Consider the following 24362-nt stretch of genomic DNA (forward strand, 5'->3'; position numbering starts at 1 on the left):
AAGCGTCACCCGCTGACCATCAGAAGCCCCAGCTAAACGGGCACCTTACCCTTGCCACACCGCTCAGATGCGCTTTGCCCAAGACCCTGCGCGCCCTCAGCGCAAGCATCTTCCAGGGGCATCTGCTCTGTCGGCTTGCCCAGGACGTGATGCGTGCGCAACAGAAAATGCGACAGCGCCGGGATCAGAATCAACGCGCCCAACATGTTCCACAAAAACATGAAGGTCAGCAGGATGCCCATGTCCGCCTGGAACTTGATCGGCGACCAGACCCAGCACACCACGCCGGCCGCCAGGGTAATCCCCACCAGACCGACCACCCGGCCGGTGAACGACACGGCGTTCCGATAAGCCTGCATCAACGACAATCCCTGACGCTGGTATTGCAGTTGAACGCTGAGCAAATACAGCGCGTAGTCCACGCCGATACCGACCCCCAAGGCGATCACCGGCAACGTTGCCACCTTGACGCCGATGCCCATGACCACCATCAGGGCCTCGCAGAGAATCGAGGTCAGCACCAGCGGCAGTAAGGCCACCAGGGTGGCGCGCCAACTGCGGAAAGTGATCAGGCAAAACAGCGTGACCGCCGCATACACGTAGAGCAGCATGGTGCGATTGGCTTCGCGCACCACGATGTTGGTGGCCGCCTCGATACCGGCAGTACCGGCCGCCAGCAGAAACTGGCGATCGTCGGTGCTGTTTTCCTTGGCGAACTTGTCGGCGATAGCGACCACAGCGTCCAGCGTCTCGGCCTTATGGTCCTTGAGGAAGGCAATCACCGGCATCAGCGAACAATCGGTGTTGAACAACTCCGGGGAGTTGACCGAGGCTTGCTGCGCGGCATAGTTCAGCACGTTCTGGTTACGCTGGAGGCTGTTGAGCTTGGGGTTGCCCTCAAAGGTCCCCGCCGTAATCTGCCGCACCGCATTGACCAGCGACGCCGTCGCCTGCACCCCGGGGTACTGCTGAAGCTCCCAGGCCAGGCGGTCGGCGAGGATCAGCGTCTGGTAATTCAGGCAACCTTCCGCCGGGGTCTTGATCATCACGGCGAACAGGTCGCTGGACAGCGCGTAATGTTGGGTGATGAAAGCGTTGTCGCGGTTGTAGCGCGAGTCCGCACGCAACTCCGGGGCACCGCTGTCGAGGTCGCCGATTTTCAGGTGCAGGCTGACCACAAAACCACCGATCCCGAGCAAGGCGGCGACGAGGACGGCGCCGGTGGCCCACTTCGGAGTCGTAAAGCGATCCAGACTGTCCCACAGCTTGCCGAAACCTTTATGCGCGCTTGCCTGTGTGTCGATTTTCAGTGCACGCTCGGCGGCTTTGGCGCCGACTCCGACAAAGGACAGCGCCACCGGCATGAGCAGCAAAGACGTGAAGATCAACACGGCCACGCCGATACTGGCGGTGATGGCCAAGTCCTGAATCACCGGAATGTCGATCAGCATCAACACGGCAAAACCCACCGCATCCGCCAGCAACGCGGTGACGCCGGCGATGAACAGACGGCGGAATGTGTATCGCGCCGCCACCTGTTTATGGGTGCCACGGGCGATGTCCTGCATGATGCCGTTCATCTTCTGCGCCGCGTGGGACACGCCAATGGCAAAGATCAGGAACGGCACCAGCACCGAATAGGGATCGATGGCATAACCCAGCCAGGCGACGATGCCCAGTTGCCAGACCACCGCGATCAGCGAACAGCCGACCACCAGCAGGGTGCTACGCACACAACGGGTGTAGAGGTAGATGATGACCAAGGAGGTGACTACGGCCAGACCGAAAAACATCATCACCTGAATCAAGCCGTCGATCAGGTCGCCGATCAGTTTGGCAAAACCGATCACCCGGACCTTGTAATGGCCCTTGCCCTCCTCCCCGGCCTTGCGCGCCGCGCTGTCGCCGGCAAATTCGATCTTGTCGCGCAATTGCTCTTCGAGCATCCGCGAAAACTGGTGGTAGTTAATGCTCTGGCCGGTGGCCGAGGCTTTGTCCAGCAGCGGCACAATCAACATGCTCGACTTGAAATCGCTGGCCACCAGGCTGCCGACGATGCCGGCACGGGTGATGTTCTGCCGTAGCTGTTCGATGTCCGAAGGCGAGCCCTGATAACTGTCGGGCATCACCGGGCCGCCCTGGAAGCCTTCTTCGGTGACTTCAGTCCAGCGCACGGCCGGCGTCCACAGCGACTTCATCCAGGCACGATCTACCCCTTCGGCGAGGAACAGTTCGTCGTTGACCTGCTTGAGAACGTTGAGATATTCGGGGTCGAAGATGTCGCCCTGGGTGTTTTCCACCACCACCCGCACCGAGTTACCAAGACCCCGCAGCGACTGGCGGTTCTCGAGGAAATTCTGAATGTACGGCTGGCTTTGCGGGATCATTTTTTCGAAGCTGGGGCGCAACTCCAGGCGGGTGGCCGCCATGTAGCCCAGCACCAGCGTGGCCAGGGTCATGAGTACGATGAACAGCGGGCGGTAGTTGAACACCAGCCGTTCCAGCAGGTTGCCGGAGCGCCGATCGAAGTCATGCAGATCGCGGATCACCGGCATGTTGTCTTGCTTGGTAATGGCCATGTCTGAGTACTCGCTCTAATGTCCTGGCTCTTATTGTTTGAGAAGCGCACGTGCACCACGGCTGCCCACCACGATCAGCGAACCATCGCTGGCGAGGACCGCACCGGCCACCGGTGACGGGTTCTGTTGTGGCATCAATTGCAACCGGGCGTTGTTGGTCTCATCGACCAGCATGTGCCCCGCCTGGGTGAACAGCCGATAGTGCCCTTGGGTGTCGACGGCCGCGGCGGTGACGCTGACCTGCAGGCCCGTGTCGAACGCAGCCCAGTCCAGACCGCCGTCGGTGCTGCGCAACACGTTGCCGCGCAGACCGTAGACAACCACTTCGCCAGGCTTGCCGACGACACCGAAAAAGCTGCCCTGATACGGCGTGTTCAGGGCGGCGAATCGTTGCTGCACTTCGTCCCATTTCAGCACCAGGCCCTGCTCGCCGACGATGTACAGCGCATCGCCGGTCGACGCGATGGCATTCAAGTGAAAGTTTTGCGGGTTGTCGGTGCGATCCTGAAACGGCGTCCAGCTCTGGCCGCCATCCTCGGTACGCAGGATCAGGTTGAACACACCGACCACGTAGCCGACCTTGTCGTCGGCAAACCAGACGTCGAGCAAGGGCTTGTCGGCGCCCTCCTCGGCCAGCCGCTGTCCTTCAGCGACCCGCAACGGCCATTGTTCGTTGGCGGGCTCGGCATTCGCCAGCGCCGCATAGTGCTTGATCAGCAAGGCACCGAACTCACGACCGTCCAGTTGCTTGTTCCAGCTCACGCCCGCGTCGCTGCTGTGCAAAATCACACCGTCGTTGCCGACTGCCCAGCCTTGTTCGGGGGACGGAAAGTACACGGCGTTCAGGTCACTGCTGACCGGCACGTTGGCCTGCTGCCATTGCTGGCCGGCATCGTCGGAATAAAGAATATGGCCGCGCTGCCCGACCGCGACCAGGCGCTGCCCGGCAGTCGCGACGTCCAGCAATGGACTGCGCACCGCCAACGCGCTGGGCTTGGCGGGCAGGTCCAACACATCAACGTAACCGGAGGCCTGTGCAAGCGTCTGCCACACCACCAACATCAGCGGCGCAAGCGTTTTGAATAAACACATGGTGCGTCCTCTTGCCAAAGCTGAAGCCGGCGCTCTACCGCAACCGGCCCAGACTTTTTGTTGTGCGTGACTTAGCGAACGCCATTACCGGCCAGCGCGTCCGGCGACCATTGCGCCTTGGAGAGCGGCGCGATGTATTTGATGCCGCCGTAGGCGCCTGACAAACCGTTGATGTTGTAGGTCCCGCCCACCAGGTCATAGATCACGTGCGGCGTGGTGTTGGGGGTGGTCACGTCATAGCTTTGCGAGAGGAAGCTGAAGGATCCGCGATACAACTGACCACGGGCATCGTACTGGTCGGATGCCAGAGCCACCCAACTGTCCTCGTCCAGATAGAAGCGGCGCTTGGCGTAGACGTGACGCGCACCCGACTTGAGCGTGCCTTCGACGACCCACACACGGTGCTTCTCCCAACGCACGAATTGCGGCGCCAGGTGGTTCGGGGTGGTCAGGGTTTTCGGATCCTTGATGTAGCTCAGTGCGTAGGTGTTGTACGGCACGATCATTTCCTGCTTGCCGACCAGTTTCCAGTCATAGCGATCCAGCGCACCGTTGAAGACATAGACGTCGTCATAGGTGCCGGAACCTGCGGTGCCCGGGTTTGGCGTGTCGTAGGCCAGGGTCGGTGCCAGTTTCACGCGACGCTGCCCCGGCAAGTACTGCCAGGCACGACGGGCCTGCACCAGCGGGTTGGCCGCGTCCTTGAGCATGATCGCCTCGCCCGCACGGCGCGCAGGGCCGGTGTAGAACAGGCGGGTCTGGAAGTAGGTGTCTTTGCCATCGATGACCTTGCCCGGGTCTTCGAAGATCGGGAACGAGTTGACGATCTCGCCGCTGGTGGCCAGGTTTTGCGCCCCGGAGGAATCGACGTTCCAGGAGTCGTACTTGGTGGAATAGGCAACGCCCTGATAACGCAGCAGGTGATTCCACATGGCCTCGGCCCCGGACTGCGGGATCGGGAACGGCACGCCCGGCAGAACGTTTTCGATGGCGTTGCCACCTTCCAGCGACTTGGCGCCGGTGGCATTTTTCAATGTGTTGTCGAGCACGCTCTGAGGCAGTGCCACGCTACGGTGAGTCGGATAGACCTCAATGCGGAAGCTGGGAAAACGGGTGGCCAGTTCGACGGTGACCGCGGTCAGCTGATTCTTGTACTGGGCGACATTCTTGCCATCAATCACCAGCAGCGGTTTCTCGTTGGCATAAGGGTCGGGGCGAAAGCTGTCACCCGCCTTGTAACCCGCCGGCAGGCTGGTCAGCCCGCCGGTGTAGGCCGGAATGGAGCCATCGGCATTGCCGGCTTTTTCGGCGCCGACAGCGGTCAGGTTGCTGCCCAGTTTGGCGGCGTCTGCGGCAGGCACGGCAGCCTGGACAAGACCGGCGAAGGACAGCGCCAAGGAGGCGCTCAACAGTGTGTGTATGCATTTCATGGTGTCGTTCTCCTGATTGCTTTTAAGCAATCGCGAATCAGAAAGTTGTCTTGAAGGTGGCCGTGACCATGCCGCGATCCTTGAGCTGCGCCGGGGTCCCGCCGAAGGCGGTGGTTTGGCCGGGTACGCAGTTGTACTGGCCGTTGGCACCCGGTGCAGCGCCGTCTCCTTGACTGCCAGCGCTGCCTGGCGAACTGCAGGTGTCGAATGGACCGAAGTTGTCCACGTACTTCAGGTCGAAGCGGTACTGGTTGCGCACATCCATGCCGATACCGATCGAGTAGCTGCCGGAATCCTCGTTACCGCCCAACTGCACAGCGGAATTGCCGTTGAGGCCGACGTTGTAGGTCATCGGCAGGTACATATCGATGCCCGGGAAGACCTGGAACCAGGTCGGGTTGAAGTTGACGCCGATGATGTAGTTGTCCTTGGTGACCTTGTCGGTGCCGTGGTACCAGTCTTCGCCTTTGAACAGTTGCTTGTTGTCGGTCACTTTCAGCCAGCGGCTGTAGCCGAGCTCGACCAGTAACGAAGAGCTGTCCCACAGCGGCGTGTCGCCGAAGGTGGTCAAACCGTTGAGCACCGCGTGCACGGTGTTGCCGCGGGCCACGCCGTCGTCGCCGTTGAAACTGCCAATGAAACCGGGCACACCCGCGGCGGCCGCCGCCGGGCTGACGCTGCCGGGCACACTGGCCAACGGCATGTTTTCGCGGTAGTTGAGGTCGAAACCGACGCTGACGTCGCCGACGTTTTTCGACAGGCTGATGCCATAGATGTCGATGTCATCGACGTAGAACTGGTTGTAGCTGCCGATGTTGCCGGAGATCAGCTGTGCCGGGCCGACGGCGGTCGGTTGCAGCACCAGGTTAGGCAGAATGTCGGAGGTGTTGCGGTAGTAGAAACCGAGCGTGCCATCCAGCCATTCCGGGCTCCACTTGGCCATCAAACCGAAGTCGCCGCGCTTGTCAGGAGTGAAGGTGTGGCCGTTGCTCAGGCGCAGGAACTGGTTGGCACCGAGCGGACCTGGCGTACCAAAACGCGGATTCAGACCACCGATCAGCGACAGGTTGTGCCCGCCATTCTGGATGCCGTCGTTAAAGCCCAGGTAAGTCCCGGACTCCGGCAGGCGCGAAGCATCCCAGTCGAGAAAGTACTGCGCGCCGAGGGTCAGCTCCGGGTTGACGGTGAAGCTGGCGGACAGTTGGTTACGCGGGATGAACAGTTCCTTGGCTTCGGTGCCCGGTACTGCCAACGCCTTGGTGATGTCCAGTCCGGACTGGCCATAACTGTTGCCGTGGGCAAAAGCCAAAACACTTTCGCCCCAGTACTGCGTGTGCTTGCCGAGCTTGGCACTGAGCAGTGACTCATCGCCGATTTCCGTGCTGCCAAAGACGAAGGCATCGAGGATCTCGGCCGACGGGCCGTTGTAATAGCGATCGACGTAACCACTCACGTGGCGCGAGTCAGGTCGACCGCTGTTCATCTGGTTGGTTGCCGCGTTGTCGCTGCCGACATTGTCGTAGGCATGGTCGTACCAACTGTTGGCACTGACGCGAAAACCCATCTTCTTTTGGTAGGCCACATCCAGCTCGGAGAGCACGTCCAGACGCTGGGACACCGGGCTGCCGGACGAGAAGTTACGGTTACCGTCGTTGTTGTTCCAGGAATTGGCCAACTTGCTGTTCGGGCTTTCAACCCGCTGTGCATAGTTGAACTTGAACGTGTTGTCGAAACGCACCGCCCAGTCTTCACTGCCGGTATTGATTTCAAAGGCATGAGCCGCCGGCAACGCAGCGACGAACAGCGCCGAGGCCAACAGGGTCGGCTCCCACACACTCACACCAGTCATTTTGTTTATTCGCATACATTGGCTCCGATTTTTTTTGTTGTTGTTTTTGTGTTTATAAAAAAGACATCTGGCCACCCGATTCGGGCGCGACAGTGCTCACCACTCTTATCCCCATCAGGGGAGCGTTCGATTCATTCAAAGTGACCCAATCAATACCGTTGGAGTCAGCACATCCCACGGTATTGAACGACCCGACTCAACTACCGAGTCGTATCAACAGCAACACCAGTCCCAGCAAAAACACGGTTTCACCGACCATCAACACAATGGGTTTGAACCCCACCGTGGCCAGCTCCTTCAATTGGATTTTCATCCCCAGCGCACTGATCGCGATCACCAGGCACCAGCTCGACAATTGACTGCCCAGGGTCTGCACCGCTGAAGGCAGCCAACCGAAACTGGTCACCGCGGCCAAGGCGATGAACGCCACGGCAAACCACGGCAATAACGGTGGTCGCTCACCGGTCCCCTGCCCGCCCTGTGCACGGGTGATCAACACCGCGCAAACGATGACCGGCAGGAGCATGGCGATGCGCATCAGTTTCACCACCATCGCGGTATCGCCGATGTCATGGGACATGCTGTACCCGGCACCCACCACCTGAGCGACGTCGTGGATGGTGGCGCCGAGAAACACCCCGGCCTGCAGCGGATCCAGACCGAGCGCCCGGGCAATCACCGGATACACAATCATCGCCAGGGTCGACAGCGCGGACACGCCAATCACCGTAAACAACGTCGCGCGCTCCTTGGCATGATGGGCGGGTAATGCCGCCGCCAACGCCAGCGCCGCAGACGCCCCGCAAATCGCCGTGGCACCACCGGACAACAGACCAAACAGCACGTTGAAGCCCAAGGCGCGGGCCGCCAGCATCGACACCAAAATGGTGACCACCACCGACACCACAACGATCAGCACCGGGTGCCAACCAAGCGCCGCAATCTGCTCCAGCGAAATGCGCATGCCCAGTAAGGCCACGCCGACACGCAGGACTTCACGGGCGCTGAAATCGATACCCGGTTTACTCGGCCCCGCCGCCAGAAAATTCATGGCCATGCCGAGCAGGAGTGCCAACAGCATCACCGGCGCCTGGTATTGATCAGCCAGAAACCGCGCCGCAATCGCGACGACGATACTGGCCAGGACACCCGGCAGGTGCTGGCTGACAACCGACTGAAACTGAATGACGGCGGATCTGGACATAGCTAAACCTTGATACCCATGGCCGGCAGCGAACGCGTACTTTCACGCTTGATCCGCGCCGCCACATAAAAGAAGAACCCGCCCAGCACCAGCGCCAGAATGTCGCTGACCAGCAACACATGGGTCAGCGGCGACTCCACGCCGGCAGTCGTCAGAACGTCGCTGATCCAGCCCACGACCAGCGTGCCGAGTGCCACCGAGAAAAGGTTCAAAAGAAGCATCGAGCAACCCATGACCGTCGAACGCATGCGCACCGGGACAGCCCCTTGAATCGCGGTGGTCGCGGCTCCGTAAAGCGACATCAACATGAAAATGCCCACCGCCATGCCCACGTAGAACAGCGGCGAGTCGGTCGGTACCAGGCGGTAAGCGATCATGAACGGCGCACTCACCAACATGAGCAACACCAGCACACTGGCGTGACCGCCCTTGAAACGAGGGGCCAGGCGGTCGCTCAAAATGCCACCGGCCAACGCGCCCAACGAACCGAAAACAATTTGCATGACGCCCATGGTCGTGGCGATTGTGGCCGGGTCCATCCCCCGCTCGCGGGCAATCCAGAGTTGCGCGAACGAGATGCCCGGATAGACCAGGTGGGCCAACACAAAACCGGCAACGGTGTAGCGCACGACACGATTGCTGTTCAGCTCACCGAGTACCGCGGCCAGTTGGGTCTTGAGGGGAGCCCCGCGCTCTTGCACCATGGCGCTGCTGCGTTTGTCGCCCATCAGCATCAACGGCAAGCCGATGATCAGCCCGGCGATACCCAGGAAATGGAACGTGGTGCGCCAGCCATGCGCGGCACCCAGCGTGCCCGCCAACAAAAAGCTGCAGCCAATGCCCAACGGAATGCCCAGGTAAAACAGTCCCATCGCCGTGCCTCGGCGCTTCTCCGAGAACAGCTCCATCAACAGCGCCGTGGCGGCGGGCACCAACGCCGCTTCACCGGTGGCCACCAGAAAGCGCGCCGCCACCATTTGCTCGAAGTTCTGCACGAATCCCGACGCCACCGTACAAGCGCTCCAGACCAGCATGCCGGCGCCGATCACCCGCGGACGGCTGTGACGATCGGCCAGCGCGCCGAGAAATACCGCCATCACGCCATAGCTCAGGACCCAGACCGCGCCGACCAAAAAGCCGTACTGCGCGTTATTGATCCCCAGCTCGCCAGTGATTTGCGGTGCGAAGCCCAACAGAATGTTTCGGTCCACCTGAGCCAACAGGTGAATCACCATCAACGTTGCCAAAACGGCGCAGGGACTCTTTTTCCAGAACATCGTCTGTACCTTTGAGTTGTTTTTATGAAGGTAAGGCCGGATGCCGCTCGTCCTGCCAGGACTAGCGCATGGTCCGCCGCTTCTGCCCAAGGGAAAGTGCGGTAATGCGATAGGCATCCCCCACCCAGTTGCACAGCAGTGGACGCGTACTGTCCGGCTCAATGATGTCGATCACGCCAAAACGTTCGGCGGTACGCAGCGGTGAAGCCAAGGCCTGGTAATGGGCCTCCAGCTCTTTGCGCCGCGCCAGCGGATCATCCGCCGCAGCGATTTCCTGCTTGTAGGCGGCCGCGACTCCGCCCTCGATCGGGATCGAACCCCACTGCGCCGAAGGCCAGGCAAACCGGTGCGGCAATGCGGTGCCCGACGGACCGTGCCACGGGCTGACCATGGCCCCGGCGAGCCCGACACAACGGCGCAACACGATGGTGATCACCGGCACGCTGGCCTGCTCGATCGCATGCACGGCCTGCATCGCCGCGCTCAAGGTGCCCTGCATTTCAGCCTCTTGCCCGGTCATCACACCCGGTTGGTCCACGAGGTAGATCAGAGGCAGATGAAAGGTGTCGCACAGGTCGATGAAACGGGTCTGCTTGAGCGCCGCCGCACGGGTCAACGCACCGCCGCCGACGCGCGGGTTGTTGCAGATGATCCCCACCGAATAGCCGTTGAGACGGGCGAAAGCGGTAATAGTCGACGCACCGAAATCCGGGGACATCTCGAATAGGCTATCTGTGTCGACCAGCGACTTGAGAATCTTGTGCGGATTGAAGATCTTGCGCCGGTCATGGGGAATGGCGTCGTTAAGCCAGGCGTCACGGCGACCGGGAGCGTCCGTCGAGGCCACACGCGGTGGCTGTTCCCAGACATTGCCCGGCAGATAAGACAGGAAGCGCTTGGCCAAATCCAATGCCCCGGCATCGGAATTGGCAGCCAGATTGATCATGCCGCTGTGACGATGCACCTGGTCATAACCGCCGAGATCGTTCTTGTCGATATCGATACCGAAGGCCTGTTTCACCACGGGCGGGCCAGCCGCGAAGACCTGGCTTTGACCCCGTACCATGATCGACAGGTGTGAAGCGGCAACCCGCAGCGCGCCCAATCCTGCACAGGCACCGTGGGCGATGCCGACCACCGGCACCGCACCCAACAGGTTGGTGATCGGCAACAGCGCATACCCCGGAATCTTGGTATGACCGAGCTTGTCGAGCAGCTTCACACTGCCGCCGGCGCTGTCGATCATGCGAATGATCGGCAGCTTGTATTCCCAGGCATAACGATCGGCGTAGATCCACTTCTCAGCGACCGCCGCCTCCGACGAGCCACCGCGAATGGTGAAATCATCCGCCGCGACCACGGTACGCCGCTGTTCGATCGTACCGACGCCAACGACTGCCGTACTCGGTGTGGCGGAAGCAATCTTGCCTTCCGGCGTGTACTTCACGGCGCCGGCCAATATGCCGAATTCCTCGAAGCTTTCGCCGTCCAGCAAGTGGCCGATACGCTCACGGGCCGTGAATTTGCCTTGGGCATGATGCTTTTCCACCGCTTCCGGGCCGCCCAATGCATAGGCGACTTCCCGACGCGCGCGGATATCGGCGAGTTCCAGCGACCATTCAGGGGCAACAGGCGTGCTCATGATGACGTCCTCTCCAGGCGCGCGAGATAGTCATCGCGCAGAATGTTTTTCACGACTTTGCCGGCGTTGTTGCGCGGCAGAGCGTCAACGAACTCGATCAGGCGCGGCTTCTTGTAACCGGCGATCAGTGCAACGCAATGACTGCCCAGTGCCTCGCCGTCGACCGTGGCGCCTTCGCGCCGGACGACAAACGCGGCGATCCGCTCGCCCCACTCCGCATCGGGCAACCCCAGCACCGCCACTTCGACAACCTGCGGATGACTTTCCAGCGCGTCCTCGACTTCCCGGGCGTAGACGTTGAAGCCACCGGAAATGATCATGTCCTTGTTGCGCCCGACGATATAAAGGAAGCCCTGCGCATCGAGGTAACCCAGATCACCCGAGTAGTACCAGCCATCGCGAATAGCCTCGGCCTCCAGATCGGGGCGGCGCCAGAACGCCACTTCGCCGATGCCGTCGGTGGCGATGGCGATCTCGCCGATTTCACCCGCCGCCAACTCCTGACCGTGCACATCGCGCACGGTGATCTGCACATTCGCGGTGGGTTTTCCGCAGGAGCGCAGCACGCCTTCTTCAGCGTGTTCGTGCGGGTACAGCACCGCCAGCGGCTGGACCGCCTCGGTCATTCCGTATTGCTGACGCATCACCGGACCGAAACGCGCCATCGCTCGGCGAATCAGGTCGACGGAGGTCGGCGCCGTGCCGTAATGAATGCACTTGAGCGACGACAGATCGGCTTCGACGCCGCTGTCGAGCGTGTCGAGCAGGCGCGTGAGCATGGTCGGCACACACATCATTTGCGTAATGCGATGGCGCTCGATTTGCTGCAGCGTTTCCAGCGGTTCGAACTTCTCCAGGATCACGTTGCGCGCACCGCGCAAGTAGCAAGGCAACAAGTGAACGCCGGCGGCATGGGTCAAGGGGCCGACGTGCAACATCGCATCGTCTACGCCCAGGCTGTATTCCATGGCATAGAAGTGATTGGTCAGGCGCTCGTACCAGCGCTTGACGGTATAGGTCACGCCCTTGGGCTTGCCGGTGGTTCCTGAGGTATAGGCGATACGCAGCTGCGTGTCCGCAGAGACCTGAACATTGGGTGCGTGGGCAGGCATGGCAGCGAGTACCTGGCGATAGTCCAGGACCTGCGGCGCCTGCCAATCAAGCCCGATCACGTGGCGCAGACTGGCCACTTGGTCACGAACACCTTCGCCGATCTCGCGGAACTCCGGCCCCGCCACCAGCAAGCTTGCGCCAGCATCATTGAGGATCGCGACCTGTTCGGCCAGCGTATGCCGGGCATTCAGCGCGACATAGACCAGGCCCGCTTTCTCGACAGCAAACACGCTCTCGATCGCCTCGGGCGAATTGTTGAGTAGAACGGCCACCCGTTCCCCGACCTGCAGGCCAAGGGAAATCAAGGCATGGGCCAGACGATTACTGCCTGTCTCCACGTCGTCATAGGTCAGGCAGTCGTCCCCGAAAATCAGGGCGGTGCGGCCACGGTGCTGTCGGGCGGCCCAACTCAGCATTAATCCTGCGGTACGTTTTTTTGTCATGATCTTTTTTGTCTTATTGTCGACAACTTGACACAGCACTTGGGAGTGTTGTGCCCCCGTGTGGTTTATTCCAACTGATTCGATGCGGCTTGATGGGAAGCGTTGATCAGCTCAACCATCATATTCGCGGCAGCCGCGCTGCTGTTTTCTCTGAGTGCCTCGACCAGCGACCGCCAATGAATGACGGAAGCCTGCCGGCGCTCTGGCGAACGCAACCCCAGGCGGGTGTAGCGTGCGGTCTGAATACCCAGTGCGCCCATGAGTTCTGCCAATTGCTTGTTGCCGCAGGACTGGAACAGCAGCGTGCTCAGGCGATAACTGCCCTGTGCGTATTCATCCAGCGCATCCGACTGCGCAGCGATCAGCTCCAGCCGGGTGACGATGGCATCCATCTGATTGACGACTGACGCATCCAGATCCACCAGGTACTTGGCCAACAACCCGGCCAACACGGCGCGGATCTCGAACAGGTTGTCGATCTCCTGCCGGCTCAATGAAGTCACATGCGCGCCACGCTGCGGCACGATGGTCACCACGCCTACCTTCTCGAGAATGCGCAGGGCCTCGCGAATCGGACCGCGGCTGACCTGAAAATGGTCGGCCAGTTCCTGCTCGCGCACCGAATCGCCCGGTCCGTATTCACCGCGCAGAATCGCAAGCGTGATGCTCTCGGCAATCTGCTCCGGCATCGTCAACACGCGCTGGCGACCAGCCCGCATGATACCTATTGCACTACCGCCCTTGGCGGCCGACGCCGAACCTGCATTCATTGACATAGACTTCAATCGCACTCCATAAGCAAAACATCCTGGCCATCTTTTACCACTTCGCCCTCGGCCACGAGGACGCTGACCACTCGACCCGATTCCGCGGCCATCAAGGGAATTTCCATTTTCATGGACTCCATGATGACCAGCGTCTGATCTTCTTCAACGACATCACCTTCGCGGACATGGATCTGCCAAACCGTCCCAGCGACATCCGATTTAACCGCGATTGTACTCATTCTCGCCCCCTCCAAAACACAACTGTTTTCTGAAATCGCCGAGCCCCTGGCTGCCGCACGCTACGCTTTTTCTATCAAGTGCTGCGCAAATGCCCTGGGTGACGATCAGCACATTACGTGATTGTCTGATTGTTGACAATCCTACGTATGGATGTTTTTATCGGTCAAGGCAATTCGAACAACAAGAGGCCCTGAGGCATGTCACTTACATATAAAGAAGCACGAAGAATCCTGGAGATACTGGATCAGACCAGGCATCTGGACTTCCTTGAAGTCCGCGTCGGTGACACCACGCTGACGGCCAGCAAGTCCGGCACGATCCAGCGATCGCTGGAGCCTGTGCATGGCGCCGCGCCCGCAAAAACCGCGCAGTCGACGCCCGCCGTGGTGGTCGCGAGCGAACCCGAGGTTACCGCCGGTCAGATTGCGGTGCGCGCCACCATGATGGGCACCTTCTATCGCAAACCCAGCCCCGACCAACCGTCGTTTGTTGAAGAAAACACCTTGGTGGAAGCCGGCGCGCCCCTGTGCCTGGTCGAAGCCATGAAGCTTTTCAACACCCTCGCCTCCCCGGTGAAAGGCCGCGTCGTGCGCATCGTCGCCCAGGACCTGCAAATGGTTCAGCGGGACCAGGTATTAATGATTATTGAACCGGAGGCACGCTGATGAGCAGCATTCCCGTGGCAACCCGCGACATTCGCCGGGTATTGATCGCCAACCGTGGCGAAATCGCTGTACGCATCGTGCGTGCCTGCAAAACACTCGGCATTGAATCGGTCGCGGCCGTCTCCGAAGCTGACCAGGACAGCCTGGCCGCCCGCCTCGCCGACCAGTACGTGGTGATTGGTCCGCCGCCGGCTGCGCAAAGTTATCTGTGCGCCGAGCTGCTGGTGCGCACCGCACTCGAACACCGTTGCGACGCCATTCATCCGGGTTATGGTTTCTTGTCCGAGCGCTCGCATTTTGCCCAGGCCTGCGAAGACGCCGGGCTGGTGTTCATTGGCCCTTCGGCCGAGATCATTGATTCGATGGGCGACAAAATCACCGCCGTCGGTCTGGCCGAAAAAGCTGAAGTGCCGCGCGTGCCCGGTTCCGATGCCGTGGCCGATGCCGAGACTGCCCGCCGCATCGCCAGCGACATTGGCTATCCCGTGCTCTTCAAGGCAACGGCCGGCGGTGGTGGACGCGGCATGCGCATCGTACGCAGCGACGAAGAAGCAGAAGCGGCATTCCGTTCCGCCTCGTCGGAAGCGCAAGCCGCCTTTGGCGATCCGACCCTGTACGTCGAGAAGTTCATCGAACTGGCGCGCCATATCGAAATCCAGATCATGGGCGACCGTCATGGCAACGTGGTTCATTTGGGCGAGCGCGAATGCTCGACGCAGCGCCGTCACCAGAAACTGATCGAAGAAGCGCCCTCTCCCAGCCTCGCGCCGCAAACCCGTGAGCAAATGGGTGAATGCGCCGTACGCCTGGCCAAAAATGTCGGCTACTTCGGCGCGGGGACGATCGAATTCGTGGTCGATGACCGCGACGGCACATTCTATTTTCTGGAAATGAACACGCGCATCCAGGTCGAGCATCCGGTGACGGAAATGATCACCGGTTTCGACCTGGTCGCCGAGCAGATTCGCATCGCCGCAGGCTTGCCGCTGTCGTTCAGCCAGGCCGACGTGAAACTGACCGGCCATGCCATCGAGTGCCGGATCAACGCCGAAGACCCGGACCGCAATTTCCTGCCAAGCCCGGGCCTGGTCAGCGAGTGGCAACCGCCCAAAGGCAAAGGCGTCCGGGTCGATACTCACTGCTACAGCGGCGCCACCGTGCCGCCGTTTTATGACTCCCTGCTCGCTAAACTGATCGTGCATGCGCCGACCCGCAGCGAGGCCATCGTGCTGATGCGCAAGGCGCTGGAAGACCTGAAAGTGGTGGGCCTGTCGACCACCGCCAGCTTCCATCACGCCGTGCTCGACCACCCGGATTTCGTCGCGGGCCTCGTCACCACCCGCTGGGTTGAAGACGTTTTCGTACCTGCACGCAAACAGGCTCTGAAACAAGCCAAGGAGCGCGCATGAGCATGACAACTTTGGTCGATGTCAGCCTGAGCGACGGGCAGACCGCTGCCTGGGACGGCGCCGCGAGTACCGCGATGCTGTTGGGAACGATGAATTCGCTCGGGCACGCCCGGCTTGCTGCCATCGAGGTGTTGAGCCCGGCGGTGATCGCGCAATGCATCGGCCGCGACGAGAACCCGCTGCAACGCGTCGCCGCGATGCGTCAGCGCGCCAATGGCACGCCTTTACGCGCCACCGTGAACCTGCTGCCCGCCCACGGCCATCTCGATGTGCTCGCCGATGAAGCGCTGGACACCTGGCTGCGACTGCTCGCCAAGTCCGGCATCAGTGAGGTCGTGCTGATTGATCCGCTGCTGGACCTTTCGCGTCTGGGCAACGCCGTGCAAAAGGCCCAGGCCCACGGACTGACCGCTATCGCCGCCCTGCCCTATGTGGACGATCCCGAGCATTGCGACGCGTACTATTCGGCCTGTGCCGCACGCCTGGTGCTGACCGGTGCCCAGCGCATCATGTTGCGTGACGAAGCCGGCTTGCTGCATGTCGATCGCTTGCCCGGTTTGCTTTCCGCCCTGCGCAATGGCGTGGATGGCAAACCGCTGGATCTGCACACGCGCTGCCACACCGGCCTCGGCCCGCAAGTGGCGCTGGAAGCGATTCGACTCGGCATCGACCGTCTCGACGCCGCGTTACCCGTTGTCGCCAACGGCCCATCGACGCCTTCGCTGGCATTGCTGATCCGCTCCGCGGCGCTGCTCGAACTGCCGCTGCAATCACCGGATCAGGACCGTATCAAGGACGCCCAGGCTCAGCTCGCGGCCGTGGCGGACCAGGAAGGCTTTGCCGAAAGCCTGCCCTGGGCCTTCGACCTGGCCCCTTACGAACACCAGTTGCCAGGGGAAGTCGCCGCCCAAGCCATGCAAGCGTTGCGCGAGCGCGGGCGTCTGGCGGATCTGTTCGAATTTTCCCGCGAATGCACGCGCATTCGCCAGGAACTTGGCCATCCGCCGATGCAGCAACCGTTCGCACATGCCATTGCGCGACAGGCACTCGAACACCTCGATGCCGGCCCACGCTTCGCCACGTTGCAGCCCGCACTGCGCCGCTGGTTGCAAGGCTGTTACGGCCCGATCGACACGTCGCTGCTCAGCGTGCAACAGCGCATCGGCGCGGTCGCCAACCCTGGCCGTCCGGCCAATTTGCCCGCGACTGAAGAAGCACTGGCGGCACTGGTGTGCGGCTGTCCTGCACTGCCACCGCTGCAAAAACTTCACTATGAAGTTCGCACACCCGAGCAGGCCTTGACGCACGGTCTTCTGCAACGCTGGCCCGACTACACCGTATTGAGTGTCACAGGCCCTGGCCTGTCCATCCATCTCGAACACAGCAAGGGGTGATTTGTGCTGAATCAACTACGTGAACAAGTGAACGCGGAATTTGCCCGCACCGGCAAACGTCGGCGTATCCAGTTGGTGGACGCCACCCTGCGCGATGCACACCAGTGCCTGTGGGCCACCCGCATGCGCACCGAACACATGCTGCCGATGGCCGAGCGCCTGGATGCCTTGGGGTTTGATGCGATAGAAGCCATTGCCCTGGTGCAGTTTGACGCCAGCGTGCTGTTCCTCAATCAGAGTCCGCTGGAACGCCTGCGCCTGTTGTCCGAGCGCATTCGCCACACGCCGCTGCGCGCGATTGTGCGCAGCAATATGCTGCGCAGCTTCTACCCCGAGCCGGACGATTTGAGCGAGCTGTACGTTGAACGCCTGATCGCCAACGGTGCTCGCGACATCGGCTTTCTCGACTCCCTGCACTGCTGGGATAACCTGGTGCCGGCGATCACCACCGCCAAGCGCCTGGGCGCGACCACCAACCTTGCGATGATTTACAACCTGGCCCCAGGCTACGACGCGCCGTTCTACGCCGCCAAGGCGCGGGAAGCCATCGAACGCTTCGACATCGACGCCTTTACCTTTGGTGACGCCGGCGGCAGCCTGACCGTGGAACAGGTGCGCTGCATTGTGCCGGCGATCAAAGCCGTGATCGGTGATCGACCGCTCGAAGTGCTCACGCACTGCCTCAACGCCACCGGTTCGCTGGTGGCCATCGAAGCCGCCGTGCACGGCGCCGACCGTTTGCTGTGCTCGATCGATCCGCTGGCCAACGGTAACGCCGGGCCATCGGCGCAGATGCTGGCGCGCAACCTGCGTGAGATCGGCTTCGAGGTCAGTTTCGATGACCGGGCGGCAGACGAAATCGGTGAATACCTTGCCGGGGTTGCCGAAGAGAACGGCTTCCCCGTGGGTGTCCCGGCGGAATACGACCCGGCGCACTTCGTCACTCAATACGCCGGCGGCGCCATGTCCAACCTGCAATCGCAGCTGCAACTGGCGGGCATCGCCGACAAGCTGCCGGTGGTGCTCGAGGAGATCGGCCGCGTCCGCGTAGAGCTGGGCTCGCCGGTGATGGCCACGCCCTTCCCCGCCATGATCGCCGCGCAGGCGGTCATGAATGTGCTGAGTGGCGAGCGCTACAAAGTGGTGCCGGACGAAGTGAAAAAATACGTCTGCGGCTATTTCGGCGCACTGCCGCTGCCGGTTGATCCCGACGTCAAGGATCGCGTACTCGCCAACGGCTCCCGCGAGGTGGCTACGACGCCACCGGTGCTGTCGCCAAGGGTTCCCGAATTGCGTCGCCGCTACCCGGATCTGTCAGATGACGAACTGCTGCTGCGCGCCATGTACAGCGACGAAAAAATCACCGGGCTCGTTCCCACGGTGATCGACGACACCTTCAGCGTGCGTCCTCCGTTGCACGAGCTGATCGCCGGCCTGGCCAAGCTTACGGAACAACGCCAGGTGCACATCGCCATGGCCGGTTTCGAACTGCGTACTCACTGAGGCTGCCATGTCGACTCCTCTTTCTGCTCGACCCGTGCCACAACCCACCACCGAAACGGCCGTTTATTGGGCCGCCGCGCAGGAGCAGCGCCTGGTGATCCAGCGCTGCACCGGCTGCGGCCATTGCCAGTTCTATCCGCGAGCGTTTTGCCTCGAGTGCCTGTCCGACGGCCTCGAATGGATCGATGCCAGCGGTCAAGGACGTCTCTACAGCTACACGGTCTGCCGGATCGCACCCTCGCCGGCATTCGAATCGAAGTTGCCGTATGTCGTTGCGCTGATCGACCTCGATGAAGGCGTCCGCACGCTGGCCAACATCCTCGACGCCGACCTGGATCGCATCGCCATCGGCGCCCGCGTCGGCGTTTGTTTCGAGTCCGTCAGCGAGTCTTGCACGCTGCCCCAGTTCACTCTTTTGGATTAGCCGCCACCATGGAAATGATTACCGACCACTTCGATGCCGGCGCCGATCGCCACCCGGATAACGTCTGCCTGCAAGGCACCGGTTTCAGCCTCACCTACGCCGAGGTCCAGGCCGATTCCCATGCCATCGGCCACGCCCTGACGCTGCTGAAACTCCGGTCCCCCCATGTCGGCGTACTGGCGCCTAATCATCCATTAAGCTTTGTCGCCATGCTGGGCGCCTTGCGCGCGGGGGCGACTTTCGTTCCGCTGAATGCCCGCGACTCGATTGACAGCCTGATCTGGTTCATGAGCTTCACCCAGCTGTCCGTGCTGGTGTTGCACTCCCAATACGCCGAGCACGCCGAGCGCATCCGCGCGGGTGTACCGACACTCAAAACCGTGATCGGCCTGGACGAGCCCATCGACGGGCTGAGCATCGCCGATTGGTGTCGCGAACACGCCGGCCAGCGCTGCACCGTGCGCCAGTCCCTCGACGACACCGCGCTGATCAAGTCTTCGGGTGGCACGACCGGTCGACCGAAAGCGATCATGCAAAGCCACCGCGCCCTGCTCGCCTGCTACCGCATCAGCAACCAGTTCATGCCGCCGGCCAAAAACCCGGCGCATCTGGTGGTCGCGCCGCTGACCCATGCCGCGGGTGCGACGGCCATGGCGCTGTCGAGTTTCGGCACCCGCAATGTCATCGCGCCGTCGGCCGACCCGGGTGCCGTTCTGGAAACCATCGAACGGGAACGCATCACTCACCTGTTCCTGCCGCCGACGCTGATCTACCGATTGCTGTCGCACCCGGATGCCAGGACCCGCGACTGCTCGTCACTGGAATACGTAATCTACGGCGCGGCGCCGATGTCCGTGGACAAGCTGCGCGAAGGCATTGCGTTGTGGGGGCCGGTGTTCGTTCAGGCCTACGGCCAATCCGAAGTGCCGGGCGTCATCACGATACTGACCCGAGAAGATCACATGCGTGACGGCAAGCATCTGGGCTCCGCCGGCCGCCCGACCGGCGCCTGCGAAGTGGCGCTGATGGATGAGGAAGGCCGGATTGTCGAGCCCGGTGAACGCGGCGAGATCGTCGCCCGTGGCGAGCTGGTCGCCCCGGGGTACTACGACAATCCGCAAGCCAATGCCGAAGCGCGACGGTTCGGCTGGCACCACACCGGTGACATAGGTGTATTCGACGAAGGCGGTTACCTGTACATCGTCGATCGCACCAAAGACATGATCATCTCTGGCGGCTTCAACATTTACCCGAGCGAGATCGAACAGGTGATTTGGGCGCATCCGGCGGTGATGGATTGCGCCGTGGTGGGAATACCTGATCCGGACTGGGGTGAAAAAGTCATCGCCGTCATCGAACTCAAGGCTGGCGCCAGTGCAACGGCTGAGGAGTTCATCGCCGTCTGCCGTGAAAAACTCGGCAGCCTGAAGACACCCAAACAGGTGCTGTTCTGGGAGAGCCTGCCGCGCAGTCCGGTCGGCAAGGTGTTGAAGAAAGACGTGCGGGCTCAGCTCGTCGCGCAGGAGCCGCAACCATGACGCTCGACACGTCCCATCTGCCAGGCCGTTACGCCATCGTCGGCGTCGGCGAGGCCGGGCTTGGCAAGGCGCAACCTGGGGACACCGCGCTGTCGCTGCAATGCCGGTCCGCCCGCGACGCCTTGCTCGATGCCGGGCTGACGCTGGCCGATGTCGACGGCGTGTTCGCCCATTGGGACGACCGCGCCAATGCGTTGCTGGTCAGCGAGTACCTGGGGATCACGCCGCGTTATGTCGACAGCACCGTGGTGGGCGGCGGCTCGCCACTGACTCATTTGATTCACGCCATGGCCGCGATCGAGGCGGGTTTGTGTTCGGTGGCGCTGCTCACGTATGGCAGCACCCAGCGACTGGATAACAGCCGCCAGCGTGGCGGCGTGGTCACCGACCCGCGCTCGCCGTCAGGGCAATTTGTTGCGCCCTATGGCGTGCTCAGCCCGATCAGTTGGTACGCGATGCTCGCGCAGCAGTATTTGCATCGCTATCAGGCCAGCGCCGAAGACCTCGGCGAAGCAGCGATCAACGCGCGGCGCTGGGCGCAGCTGAACCCACAGGCGACGCTGCGCAAACCACTGACCATGGAAGAGTACCTGGCGTCGCCGCTGATCTCGGACCCGTTACGCAAGGCCGACATCTGTCTGGTCAGCGACGGTGCTGGTGCGCTGATTGTCACCAAATCCGACCGCGCGCGCACGCTGGCAAAGCCGCCGGTGTTCATTCGCGGATTCGCTGACACCTATCGGCATCACGTCACCCCACTCGGCTCGACCGACTGGCTCGACCCTGGGGTGATCGGCGGCTGCGCCGAGCGCGCGTTGCACATGTCCGGCATCGCACGCGGCGACTTGAGCATGGTGCAGATCTACGACGCCTTCACCATCAACGTGCTGGTTGCACTCGAAGCCATGGGGTTCTGCGCGCCCGGTCAGGCCGGCGCGTTCCTGCGCAGCGGCAGTGCAGCACCGGGCGGCGCATTGCCGGTGAACACCTCGGGCGGTGGACTGGCCTTCAACCACTCCGGCCAGTTCGGCATGCAATTGATGATCGAATCGGTGCGTCAGTTGCGTGGCGAATGTGCCGAGCGCCAAGTTGCCAACGCCAACAGCTGTCTGGTCCAGGCCAGTGGGCTGCTGATGTCGGCGTATATGACCCTGGTTCTGGCCAACGGTGATTAACGATGAATGCGCCAACCCCCATCCGCACCATGCAGGCGTTTCGCATGTTCGACTGGCACGACGGCGGGCGTCTGTGCGAAGTGCCTGTGCCGGTTCCCGGTCCCGGTGAAGTACGCCTGCGGGTCGGCGGCAATGGCCTCTGCCAATCGGACCTGCATGCGCTGGACGATCTGTGCTGCTCGCCACCGCACCTCGATGTGCAGCTGCCGATGACCCTCGGTCATGAGATCGCCGGCTGGATCGACGCACTCGGCCCGGCAGTCAGCGGCTGGACGGTCGGGCAGGCCTGCGCCGTGAGCATTCCCGGTTGCGGTCATTGCCGCGCCTGCATCGATGGCTGGAACAACTATTGCTCCGCCTCGCGGCGCATCTACGGCGGTGGCTATGACGGTGGGCTCGCCGAATTCGTGGTGATCCATCAGGACTGCCTGGTGGACATCGGCACGCTCGAACCCTGGAGGGCCGCGCCGTTGACCGACGCCGGGCTCAGCGCCTACCACGCGGTCAAACGCGTCGCGCCACTGCTGCAACCCGGCAGCAGCGTCTTGGTGATTGGTGTCGGCGGACTGGGGCATATCGCAATCGCTACGCTGGGCGCGATCACTGCGGCCCAAGTCATTGCCATCGACACCCGCGTCGAAGCCCTCGGGCTGGCGGTCAGCCAAGGGGTGGACCGGGTGCTGGATGCCAACGATCTGACCCCTGAGTTGTTTCTCAAGCGCATCGGCCAAGTCGACGCGGTGCTGGATTTCGTCGGCAGTGGCGACACCTTGCGCCTGGCCGCCGGCGTGATCCGCCCGCTCGGACACATCGTGGTGGTCGGGCGCGGCCACGGCACCTTCGAGCTGAGTAACGGCTCGCTGCCCTACGGCGCGATGATCAGCACCACGTTCGGCGGCAGCAAGGCCGAGCTGATCGAACTCGTCGCGCTGGCCTCCACTGGCCGCCTGCCGCTCCACTTGCACCGCCATCCACTGGATGAGGTGCCGCACGTCCTGCACAAAATGCGTCGCGGCGAAATCGTCGGACGTGCCGTCATAGTTCCCAATGAGACTTCACGATGACCTGCGAACACCTATCACCGGGACAGGAACTCCACGCCCGCCGCGCAAGCACCCTGAAAATGGGCGGTGAAGCCAAGCTTCAGGCACGCCGCGACGCTGGCGTGCTCAACGCCCGTGAACGTCTGGACGGCCTGCTCGACCCGCAATCGTTCAGCGAAATCGGCATGCTGGCCCATTCCTCCCGCCCCGAGGATCGAGACAGCACACCCGCCGACGGCAAGATCACCGGTTTCGGCCGCATCGACGCGCGCCGGGTGGCCGTGGTGTCCAACGACATGACGGTCAAAGGCGCGTCGTCCTCGTGGATCAATGCACGCAAGATCGCCTACATGAAGGAATGCGCCACCCGCAACGGCATGCCGCTGGTTTTCCTCGGTGAATCATCGGGCCAGCGCATGCAAGACGCGATGGGCGCGGCGAGCATGGCCAGTGGCGGTCAGGACGCTCAGCAATATTGCCGGCGCCGCGAGACGCCGTGGGTCAGCGCCGTCCTCGGACCCTGCTTCGGCTCGGCGAGCTGGTACTCGTGCCTGGCGGACTTCACCGTGATGCGCAAGGGCGCATTGCTCGCCGTCTCCAGCCCCAAGGTCACCGCGGTGGCCATCGGCGAAACATCCGATACCGAGGAGCTCGGTGGCTGGCGCATGCACGCTGAAATCACCGGCCTGGCGGACATGGTGGTCAACACTGACCAGGACGCGTTGGCCGCCATCCGCCGCTTTCTCAGCTACTTGCCCTCGCACTCGAACGAGGCACCACCGGTTTTGCCCTGCGAGCCCGAGGACCGCCCGGACACGTTGGGACCTGAAACTATCGTCCCGCGGGAACGCAGTAAAACCTACGACATGCGCAAACTGCTCGCCACACTGGTGGATCGCGACAGTCTGTTTCCCCTCAAGGACCGCTTCGGCCGCTCGGTGGTCACCGCCCTCGCCCGTCTGGAAGGCGCCAGCATTGGCATCGTCGCTTCCAACCCGCAATTCAAGGGCGGAGCGCTGGACGCCGATGCCTGCCGCAAGGCCAGCGGTTTTATCGCAATGTGTGATTCGTTCAACATCCCGCTGGTGTTTCTGGTCGATACCCCCGGTTTTTTGGTGGGCATCGAAGGCGAAAAACGCGCCGCGCCCGCACACATCATGAACATGATTCACGCCGTGCAACTCTGCTCCGTGCCGAAGCTGTCGGTGATCGTGCGCAAGAGTTTCGGTCAGGCCTACCTGAATTTCGGCGGTGGCCGCAACAGCGATCAGTCGGCCGCCTGGTGCATGGCCGACGTCAGCTTCGTCGACCCCGGCGTGGCGGTCAGCGTCGTGCATGACGTGACACGCGAGTCTGACCCCGAGCGCTACGAGCGCCTGCACGCCGAATTCTCAAAAGACACGTCGGCCTTTGCCCTGGCCGGTGCGATGGGCATTCACGAGGTGATCGCACCGGGCGAAACACGGCGCTTTCTCGTCGAGGCGCTGGCAGCTCAACGGCGCGGAATCAATCACGGCATCGGGCGCCATGAAATGCGCACGTGGCCGACTTATTTTTGATCGGCGCATGTTCCCT

The 24362-nt window shown here is 62.1% G+C and carries 19 protein-coding genes; 9 read left to right on the forward strand and 10 right to left on the reverse strand.

Annotation, left to right across the window (positions count from 1 at the left end; genetic code table 11):
• Positions 1-32 precede the first annotated feature (32 nt).
• The 10 genes from ACA070_RS18495 to ACA070_RS18540 form a co-directional block, all read right to left on the reverse strand.
• Complete coding sequence (locus ACA070_RS18495) at positions 33-2579, reverse strand: efflux RND transporter permease subunit (protein WP_497447796.1); 2547 nt, start codon at positions 2577-2579, stop codon at positions 33-35.
• Positions 2580-2609: 30 nt separating this feature from the next.
• Positions 2610-3671, reverse strand: a complete 1062-nt coding sequence (locus ACA070_RS18500; RefSeq protein ID WP_497447797.1) for a WD40/YVTN/BNR-like repeat-containing protein — start codon at positions 3669-3671, stop codon at positions 2610-2612.
• Positions 3672-3742: 71 nt separating this feature from the next.
• Positions 3743-5101: a DUF1329 domain-containing protein gene (locus ACA070_RS18505; RefSeq protein ID WP_497447798.1), complete on the reverse strand. Its 1359-nt coding sequence runs from the start codon at positions 5099-5101 to the stop codon at positions 3743-3745.
• Positions 5102-5138: 37 nt separating this feature from the next.
• The gene (locus tag ACA070_RS18510) at positions 5139-6965 is read right to left on the reverse strand and encodes a DUF1302 domain-containing protein (protein ID WP_497447799.1); all 1827 of its coding nucleotides are present in this window, start codon (positions 6963-6965) and stop codon (positions 5139-5141) included.
• A gap of 181 nt (positions 6966-7146) precedes the next feature.
• Positions 7147-8154, reverse strand: a complete 1008-nt coding sequence (locus ACA070_RS18515; protein WP_497447800.1) for a YeiH family protein — start codon at positions 8152-8154, stop codon at positions 7147-7149.
• Between the two features lie 2 nt (positions 8155-8156).
• Positions 8157-9431, reverse strand: coding sequence for a spinster family MFS transporter (locus ACA070_RS18520; protein ID WP_497447801.1), 1275 nt, complete (start codon positions 9429-9431; stop codon positions 8157-8159).
• Between the two features lie 61 nt (positions 9432-9492).
• Entirely contained in the window at positions 9493-11073 is a 1581-nt protein-coding gene (locus ACA070_RS18525) for an acyl-CoA carboxylase subunit beta (protein WP_497447802.1), read from the reverse strand.
• Entirely contained in the window at positions 11070-12629 is a 1560-nt protein-coding gene (locus tag ACA070_RS18530) for a class I adenylate-forming enzyme family protein (protein ID WP_497447803.1), read from the reverse strand. The genes ACA070_RS18525 and ACA070_RS18530 overlap by 4 nt, the downstream gene beginning before the upstream one ends.
• A gap of 65 nt (positions 12630-12694) precedes the next feature.
• Positions 12695-13405, reverse strand: coding sequence for a GntR family transcriptional regulator (locus ACA070_RS18535; RefSeq protein ID WP_497451981.1), 711 nt, complete (start codon positions 13403-13405; stop codon positions 12695-12697).
• A 5-nt stretch (positions 13406-13410) separates the two neighbouring features.
• Positions 13411-13635 carry an acyl-CoA carboxylase biotin carboxyl carrier protein subunit gene (locus tag ACA070_RS18540; protein ID WP_403096799.1) on the reverse strand — a complete coding sequence of 75 codons (225 nt, stop codon included), beginning with the start codon at positions 13633-13635 and terminating at the stop codon, positions 13411-13413.
• A gap of 198 nt (positions 13636-13833) precedes the next feature.
• Between ACA070_RS18540 and ACA070_RS18545 the strand changes: the two genes are divergently transcribed.
• Genes ACA070_RS18545 through ACA070_RS18585 form a run of 9 tightly spaced genes read left to right on the forward strand, consistent with a single transcriptional unit; the run spans position 13834 to position 24346 of the window.
• Positions 13834-14301, forward strand: a complete 468-nt coding sequence (locus ACA070_RS18545; protein ID WP_497447804.1) for an acetyl-CoA carboxylase biotin carboxyl carrier protein — start codon at positions 13834-13836, stop codon at positions 14299-14301.
• Positions 14301-15710, forward strand: coding sequence for an acetyl-CoA carboxylase biotin carboxylase subunit (gene accC, locus ACA070_RS18550; RefSeq protein ID WP_497447805.1), 1410 nt, complete (start codon positions 14301-14303; stop codon positions 15708-15710). Before ACA070_RS18545 ends, accC begins: the two co-directional genes overlap by 1 nt.
• The gene (locus ACA070_RS18555) at positions 15707-17104 is read left to right on the forward strand and encodes an acetyl-CoA carboxylase biotin carboxylase subunit family protein (protein WP_497447806.1); all 1398 of its coding nucleotides are present in this window, start codon (positions 15707-15709) and stop codon (positions 17102-17104) included. The genes accC and ACA070_RS18555 overlap by 4 nt, the downstream gene beginning before the upstream one ends.
• A gap of 3 nt (positions 17105-17107) precedes the next feature.
• A complete protein-coding gene (locus ACA070_RS18560) occupies positions 17108-18607 on the forward strand; it encodes a hypothetical protein (protein WP_497447807.1) in 1500 nt (499 codons plus the stop codon).
• A gap of 7 nt (positions 18608-18614) precedes the next feature.
• Positions 18615-19031 carry a Zn-ribbon domain-containing OB-fold protein gene (locus tag ACA070_RS18565; RefSeq protein ID WP_497447808.1) on the forward strand — a complete coding sequence of 139 codons (417 nt, stop codon included), beginning with the start codon at positions 18615-18617 and terminating at the stop codon, positions 19029-19031.
• Positions 19032-19039: 8 nt separating this feature from the next.
• A complete protein-coding gene (locus ACA070_RS18570) occupies positions 19040-20569 on the forward strand; it encodes an AMP-binding protein (RefSeq protein ID WP_497447809.1) in 1530 nt (509 codons plus the stop codon).
• Positions 20566-21744, forward strand: a complete 1179-nt coding sequence (locus tag ACA070_RS18575) for a thiolase C-terminal domain-containing protein (protein ID WP_497447810.1) — start codon at positions 20566-20568, stop codon at positions 21742-21744. Before ACA070_RS18570 ends, ACA070_RS18575 begins: the two co-directional genes overlap by 4 nt.
• A gap of 2 nt (positions 21745-21746) precedes the next feature.
• A complete protein-coding gene (locus ACA070_RS18580; protein WP_497447811.1) occupies positions 21747-22808 on the forward strand; it encodes an alcohol dehydrogenase catalytic domain-containing protein in 1062 nt (353 codons plus the stop codon).
• A complete protein-coding gene (locus ACA070_RS18585) occupies positions 22805-24346 on the forward strand; it encodes an acyl-CoA carboxylase subunit beta (RefSeq protein WP_497447812.1) in 1542 nt (513 codons plus the stop codon). Before ACA070_RS18580 ends, ACA070_RS18585 begins: the two co-directional genes overlap by 4 nt.
• Positions 24347-24362 lie beyond the last annotated feature (16 nt).

The organism is Pseudomonas sp. LBUM1678 (assembly GCF_059695575.1).

Excerpts from the sequence above, each read along its gene's own strand:
- ACA070_RS18570 (WP_497447809.1), top strand. The coding sequence starts at position 19,040 with ATGGAAATGATTACCGACCACTTCGATGCCGGCGCCGATCGCCACCCG.
- ACA070_RS18505 (WP_497447798.1), bottom strand. The coding sequence starts at position 5,101 with ATGAAATGCATACACACACTGTTGAGCGCCTCCTTGGCGCTGTCCTTC.
- ACA070_RS18555 (WP_497447806.1), top strand. The coding sequence starts at position 15,707 with ATGAGCATGACAACTTTGGTCGATGTCAGCCTGAGCGACGGGCAGACC.
- accC (WP_497447805.1), top strand. The coding sequence starts at position 14,301 with ATGAGCAGCATTCCCGTGGCAACCCGCGACATTCGCCGGGTATTGATC.
- ACA070_RS18495 (WP_497447796.1), bottom strand. The coding sequence starts at position 2,579 with ATGGCCATTACCAAGCAAGACAACATGCCGGTGATCCGCGATCTGCAT.
- ACA070_RS18510 (WP_497447799.1), bottom strand. The coding sequence starts at position 6,965 with ATGCGAATAAACAAAATGACTGGTGTGAGTGTGTGGGAGCCGACCCTG.
- ACA070_RS18540 (WP_403096799.1), bottom strand. The coding sequence starts at position 13,635 with ATGAGTACAATCGCGGTTAAATCGGATGTCGCTGGGACGGTTTGGCAG.
- ACA070_RS18545 (WP_497447804.1), top strand. The coding sequence starts at position 13,834 with ATGTCACTTACATATAAAGAAGCACGAAGAATCCTGGAGATACTGGAT.
- ACA070_RS18520 (WP_497447801.1), bottom strand. The coding sequence starts at position 9,431 with ATGTTCTGGAAAAAGAGTCCCTGCGCCGTTTTGGCAACGTTGATGGTG.
- ACA070_RS18565 (WP_497447808.1), top strand. The coding sequence starts at position 18,615 with ATGTCGACTCCTCTTTCTGCTCGACCCGTGCCACAACCCACCACCGAA.
- ACA070_RS18580 (WP_497447811.1), top strand. The coding sequence starts at position 21,747 with ATGAATGCGCCAACCCCCATCCGCACCATGCAGGCGTTTCGCATGTTC.
- ACA070_RS18515 (WP_497447800.1), bottom strand. The coding sequence starts at position 8,154 with ATGTCCAGATCCGCCGTCATTCAGTTTCAGTCGGTTGTCAGCCAGCAC.
- ACA070_RS18575 (WP_497447810.1), top strand. The coding sequence starts at position 20,566 with ATGACGCTCGACACGTCCCATCTGCCAGGCCGTTACGCCATCGTCGGC.
- ACA070_RS18585 (WP_497447812.1), top strand. The coding sequence starts at position 22,805 with ATGACCTGCGAACACCTATCACCGGGACAGGAACTCCACGCCCGCCGC.
- ACA070_RS18500 (WP_497447797.1), bottom strand. The coding sequence starts at position 3,671 with ATGTGTTTATTCAAAACGCTTGCGCCGCTGATGTTGGTGGTGTGGCAG.
- ACA070_RS18530 (WP_497447803.1), bottom strand. The coding sequence starts at position 12,629 with ATGACAAAAAAACGTACCGCAGGATTAATGCTGAGTTGGGCCGCCCGA.
- ACA070_RS18535 (WP_497451981.1), bottom strand. The coding sequence starts at position 13,405 with ATGTCAATGAATGCAGGTTCGGCGTCGGCCGCCAAGGGCGGTAGTGCA.
- ACA070_RS18525 (WP_497447802.1), bottom strand. The coding sequence starts at position 11,073 with ATGAGCACGCCTGTTGCCCCTGAATGGTCGCTGGAACTCGCCGATATC.